This is a genomic window from Acinetobacter sp. 25-47-130 (assembly GCF_056779705.1).
The window spans coordinates 151,781-158,384 of sequence record NZ_JBWYII010000006.1; the positions used below are offsets into that span (position 1 = coordinate 151,781).

General features: G+C 36.9%; 4 protein-coding genes. All 4 read left to right on the forward strand.

Going from position 1 to position 6,604, the window contains the following annotated elements:
• Positions 1-51: 51 nt before the first annotated feature.
• Positions 52-975, forward strand: coding sequence for a DUF808 domain-containing protein (locus AC1M83_RS09390; RefSeq protein WP_481589124.1), 924 nt, complete (start codon positions 52-54; stop codon positions 973-975).
• 56 nt (positions 976-1,031) lie between these two features.
• Positions 1,032-1,931, forward strand: a complete 900-nt coding sequence (ypfJ, locus tag AC1M83_RS09395; protein ID WP_481589125.1) for a KPN_02809 family neutral zinc metallopeptidase — start codon at positions 1,032-1,034, stop codon at positions 1,929-1,931.
• A gap of 204 nt (positions 1,932-2,135) precedes the next feature.
• Positions 2,136-3,635, forward strand: a complete 1,500-nt coding sequence (locus AC1M83_RS09400) for a cation:proton antiporter (protein ID WP_179998547.1) — start codon at positions 2,136-2,138, stop codon at positions 3,633-3,635.
• A 577-nt stretch (positions 3,636-4,212) separates the two neighbouring features.
• Positions 4,213-6,604, forward strand: a 2,392-nt coding sequence (locus AC1M83_RS09405; protein ID WP_481590513.1) for an Ig-like domain-containing protein, incomplete at its 3' end; no start/stop codon positions are given.

The following is a 6,604-nucleotide window of genomic DNA, read 5'->3' on the forward strand; positions in this document are numbered from 1 at the left end:
TAAATTGAAATAGAAGAATAAAATTCCAAAAAACAAAGAAGGATAACAATAATGGCAAATAGTTTATTGGTGCTATTAGATGATATAGCCACCATTCTTGATGATGTTGCGCTGATGAGTAAAATGGCTGCAAAAAAAACGGCCGGTGTATTGGGTGATGACTTAGCACTCAATGCTCAACAAGTTAGTGGTGTGAAAGCCGACCGTGAATTGCCTGTCGTTTGGTCTGTTGCAAAAGGCTCATTTGTTAATAAATTAATTTTGGTTCCATTAGCATTATTAATTAGTGTGATTGCACCTTGGCTTATAAATCCTTTATTGATGTTAGGTGGATTATTTTTATGTTATGAAGGTGTAGAAAAAGTAATTCACTCATTACACCATAAAAAAGCTAAAACATCTGAACAGGCCGAAAAAGAACTCGAAAACTTAAATGTAGATCTAGCAACTTTTGAGAAAGATAAAATCAAAGGCGCGATACGAACAGACTTTATTTTATCTGCTGAAATTATCGTGATTTCATTGGGTACAGTTGCAGCAGCTACTTTTGGAATTAAGGTTGCAGTCTTGTCAGTCATCGCAATTTTAATGACGATTGGTGTTTATGGTTTGGTTGCTATGATTGTTAAAATTGATGATTTGGGATTTTATCTCGTCAAACAAACGTCTGCATTGAAACAAAGAATTGGTCAGGGCTTACTTGCTTTTGCGCCTAAACTTATGAAGACACTAACCATTGTCGGAACAATCGCGATGTTCTTGGTTGGTGGCGGTATTATTAATCATACCATTCCATTATTTCATCACTTTACTGAAGATTCAGTCGATTATATTGAACATATTCCAAATGTAGGCAGTATCATCGGTGCTTTAACCCCGACGCTCTTAAACTTTGTCATAGGTTTTATTGCAGGACTTATTGTTTTGGTCGTTGTTTCAGGAATACAAAAACTATGGAACGCTAGAGAAGTTTAGAGTTTGATGAAATAACGTATTATATGAAGTTATATGATTAAAAAAGGGCTGAGATTATGCGTTGGAAAGGCCGGAGAGTAAGTAGTAATTTAGAAGATCGCCGTGGAGGCGGTGGGGGTAAAGCTGGTGGAATTAGTATTCTCGGTTTAGTTGTTGCATTTGTTGCTTGGAAATTTTTTGGGGTTGATCCACAACAAGCCTATCAGGCAACTAAACAAGTGACTTCTAACAATCAGCAACAAGCGATAGGGATTGAAAACCCAACACCCGAGCAACAAGAAACAGCGGCATTTGTTGGTACGGTACTCGCTGATACTGAAGATACATGGACCACCGTTTTTCAAAAACAGGGAATGCAATACCAAGCACCGAAACTAGTGATGTTTAGTGGTGTAGTCAATTCAGGCTGTGGTACAGCCCAGTCAGCGATGGGGCCATTTTATTGTCCTGCAGACGAAAAAATCTATATTGATACTGATTTTTTTAAAGATATGCGTCAGCAAATGGGTATATCGGGTGAACGAAATCAATCAGAATTATCTACACAAAATGCTGCTGGTGACTTTGCACAAGCTTATGTGATTGCGCATGAAGTCGGACATCATATTCAAAATCTTTTAGGTATTTCAACTCAAGTCCAACAAGCTAGACAACGAGCTACTGAAGCTCAAGGGAACCAATTATCAGTCCGTTTGGAATTGCAAGCTGATTGTCTAGCTGGTGTGTGGGCAAAAGATACACATCAACGAACTCAATTCTTGGAGCAAGGTGATGTTGAAGAGGCAATGGATGCGGCGCATAAGATTGGTGATGATTATCTTCAGAAAAAGGCTAGAGGACATGTGGTTCCTGATAGCTTTACCCACGGCACAAGCCAACAAAGAATGTATTGGTTCGATCGTGGCATGAAAACAGGTGATGTGAACCAATGTGATACATTCAATACCTCAATCTAAATCTACCAAGCAGAATCGATTGATTTTTTTGCAAAGTTAATACATGTAGCCTGCTAATGGAATAATTTATTAGGAAGGCTACACATCTTTAAAAAAAAGGGATTGCGAGTAAACATTCTTTATATAAAATAAATAAATGACTATAGTTTTTTCATTTAAAATTTATATGATCTCATTTAAATAAAACATATCATAGAGTGCAAAATGGGCAACTTTTTTTTTCTCCAAGTATTTACAGTGGTTTTTGCCCTCTCAATTGCCACCACCATATTCAATAAACGAATTCTAGGTTTTCCCCAAGCGATAGGGGTGCCAATTGTTTCAGCAATTTTTGTCTTTATTCTGCAATGGGCTGCCAATTTATTAGGGGATAATCGTTTTATCACCATTAATTTGGCAAATATTGAAGAAGCAGTCCGTCATATTGATTTTTATGATTTTCTCGTAAATGGTGTTATTTGCTTCATTCTTACATCGTCGGCATTGAAATTTAAAGTGTCTGATCTAAAAGTGTATTGGAAGCCAATTAGTATTCTTGCCACTATTGCTTTGGTTTTGTGTGCAGCATTGTTTGGTGGATTATTATTTGGATTTCAATATTTGATTGGTAACCCTGTACCAATACTCGTACTTTTATTACTCGGTTCTGCTTTAGGGGCTACAGATCCAATCGGAATCAAAGGGGTACTCAGTTCTGTACGTGCACCACATCATTTAATGGTGAAATTGGAGGGTGAATCACTGTTCAATGATGCAATGTGTATCGCTGTATTTATGACATTGTTGAATGTGCTTGAAGGCGAGCATTTTAGTCTGTTGCTGACACTACAAACACTCCTTTATGAAATTGTGGTAGCTGTAATTATTGGTTTGGTATTTGGTTGGGGGATTTTACGATTGCTTCGCGGGAAGCATGAAATGGAATCATTAATCCTAACGACAGCTTTACTGGCTTGTGGTTCATATTTGGTTGCTTTATTTGCTCATGCATCAGCACCAATCGCATGTGTGATTGGTGGACTTATTGTTGGTAATAAATGGAAAGAAATTTTACAAAATCGTGAAATCCAAGAAGTAAATCACTTTTGGCATACAGTTGAAGGTATCATTAATTCTTTTTTATTTACTTTAATTGGTTTAGAGCTGTTTATTCTTGATCTTAATGCCAGCATGATACTTGGCGGTATTATCGCATTTGTAATTTTACATATTTCACGTTTTGCTGCGAACTTTCTGGCTTTTGCATTCTTCCCATCGTTTCGTAAGAAAAGCTATAACGGTAGCCTAGCAATTTTATCATGGGGGGGAGTAAGAGGGGGGATTTCATTGGCTCTAATTCTTGCGGTTGCTAATGTCCCAGAGTTAAGGCAATACAGTAGTATCTTGATTGGTTATACTTTTATTGTTGTTTTATTATCGGGCGTAGTATGTGGTTTAGGTTTGCCAGCAGTCATGAATGCTTTCTATTACAACCCTAATGAGGAAAAAGAGGGCTTAAAGGGAATATATCAGCGATTATGTAATAAGCTTAATCGTAAAGGATTTAAATATATTGTTGGTGAAGATAGTAAAGGTAATGAGATTATTACGATTTATAATCCTGAAGTGATATTAGATCGGACTTCTGATGATGGTGTGGCAATCGTCCATCATCCCGCTAAAGCTGAAGAGGTGAAGAAGTTAGAAAATCCAGAAAATTTCTAAAAAAATTATATTTAATTGAAGCAAGCATGATAGTGCTTGCTCTTTTTTTTATGAATTAAGCATGATCAATCCAGAAGATAACAGTGATATTGTTTAAATATTTTATTCAGTTACGCAGAATTTTAACGATGAAATATAAAATTAAAATGTGAAAATTACATCATATTTAAAGCAAATTTTATTTCTTAACTTACTAAAAAGTAAGTATTAATTTTCAATATAAAATGAAAAGTATACTAGTTTACTAACATTAAAATGTTAGGTGAGCAAGTTACCGTATGTAGTTAAGCTAAATATAGCAGAAATTATGATAATTAAGCCTTTGAAATTTGGTAACCTGAAATATCCTAAAAGTAAGTAAAAATATTAATTCTTATGTCATAAGTATTTGTAAATAAAAGATATATTTTGATTGTGGATGAGCGGTTACAAAAAGCTGATAAAAGACGCAAAATCTATTCGCATTAAATCTTAAAAATGTGATATAAATCTCACTTATAGATAATAGTGTCTATCTTTTTTGTATCTTAGATGTAGAAAGATCGATAAAAATAAAATTTATAAGTGAGAATTTACCATGGCTAATATCTCCGTAATATCTAAAGAGAGTCATCAGGTATTAGAGAATGTCAACTCTAGTCAAGTGGGGCTTAACGAAAACTCTGTAGTTGTCGTTCAAGTATCTAAAGATGATGTAGCTTCAATCACTCGTGATAATAATAATGCTCTAATCAATTTGCGTAATGGTGAAGTGATTGTGATTGAAAACTATTTCAATCCTTCATTTGCTGATAACAGCCTCGTATTCCAAGATGAAAGTGGTCAACTTTATTGGGTTAAATTTACCAATGAAGATGGCTCAATTGCAGAAACAATTCTGTATTACCCAATCGAAGAAATCGAACCTCTTCTTTATTCCGATGATTTTATCGGTGGTATTCTCCCTTGGTTAATTGGTGCTGGTGCAGCTGGTGCAATTGCAGCAGTCGCAGATAATGGTTCTGACTCTAATCCTACGCCTCAGCCAAAGCCAAGTGCATTATTAAATGCACCAATCGTCATTGATGATGTGCCAGAGCATATCGGTGAAGTTGCTGATGGTGGTGTAACAAATGATGCTCGTCCAGAAATCAAAGGTTCTGGAGCTCAACCTGGTGCAATCATCAAAATCTATAATGGCGATGAACTAATTGGTGAGACGGTTGCATTGTCTAATGGTGATTGGAGTTTTACACCTGATCAAGATTTAAAAGATGGTATCTATGAGCTTTCTGTCACACAAACTGTAAGTGGTCAAGAAAGTGATAAATCACCGATTAAGACAATCACGCTTGATACTGTCCCACCATCAGACATCACTATTGATGAAATTGGAAATAAGGGTGAAACAAACTCAGAAACACCTAAATTATCAGGTGAAGGTGAGCCAGAATCTAATGTTGAAATAGAAATTAAAGATAAAGATGGGAACGTGGTTGATAAAGAAACTGTTCCTGTTGATAAAGATGGTAAATGGGAATATACACCTGAGAAAAACCTTGATGAAGGTAAATACGAAGTTATCGTAACGCCTATTGATAAATCAGGAAATAAAGGTGAAGAAGAAAAACAAGAATTCAATGTTGACTTAACTCCTCCAGACATAGACATCGATCCAATCCCTACTGATCCTGAACCTGAAGGTTGGGATACAGCAACGAATCAATCAACTTTTGCAATCGCTGCAATCGCAAATACTCTTTCGGAATCGGAGAATAATCCAGTGACTACAACTAAAAATCAAACTCCTACATTTACGGGAACCACTAAAGATAGTGAGAGCGTAAAAGTAGTGATTCGCGATAGTTCAGGTAAGATTATCGCAGAAGGTCCTGCTACAGTGACCAACGGTAAATGGCAGTTTAAATCACCTGTAACATTAGCTGAAGGTGACTATAAACTAGAAGCAACAGCATATGACGCGGCTGGTAATAGTAAAGTCGCTACTTCAAGCTTTACTGTGGATATTACTCCACCTAAAGTAACGATTGAAGAGTTACCACTTACGAACATTGATGCGCCTACCTTTAAAGGTAAAACTGAAGATGGTGCAACACAAGTACGTGTTGAAATCAAGGATGCGGCTGGCAAGGTTGTTCAATCTGCAGTTGTGAATGTTGCAGCTGATGGTAGTTGGACATATAAGCCATCTAAAGCGTTACCAGATGGTACATATAGTGTCGAGGCTTCAGCTCGTGATGCGGTAGGAAATGTAAGTCAACCTGCTAAAACTACGGTTGAAGTTGATACGATCGATCCAGAAATTACAATCGATCCTATAGAAGATACTAGTGACACAACTCCTGAAATTAATGGTAAGACTGAACCAGGCGCAACAGTAAAAGTTGAAATCTTAGACAAAGATGGCAACCCTGTAGCAACAGGTGATGCGACTGTAGATCCTGAAGGTAACTGGTCGTATACACCGACTGAAGCACTACCAGAAGGTGAATATACAGTTAAAGCTAAAGCGAAAGATAAAGCTGGTAACGTTGGTGAAGCGACATCTAATGGCTCATTTAAAGTTGATACAACTGCACCATCTGATACCGATGTAACGATTGATCCAATTGCGGATACAAACGATACAACACCAGAAATCACAGGTACAACTGAACCAGGAACAACAGTAAATGTCGTTGTTAAAGACAAAGACGGTCAAGTTGTTGCAGAAGGTCCAGCAACAGTTACAGGTGACACATGGACATATACACCATCAGTTGAATTAGCAGATGGCGAATATGACGTAGTTGCAAAAGCGACAGATAAAGCAGGTAACACAGGTGAATCTCAGCCAGAGAGCTTCGAGGTTGACACAGTAGCACCTGAATTAACCATCGATGAGCTTAAGCCAACAAACGATACTACACCAACAATCTCAGGTAAGACTGAGCCAGGTGCAACAGTAAAAGTTGAAATCTTAGACAAAG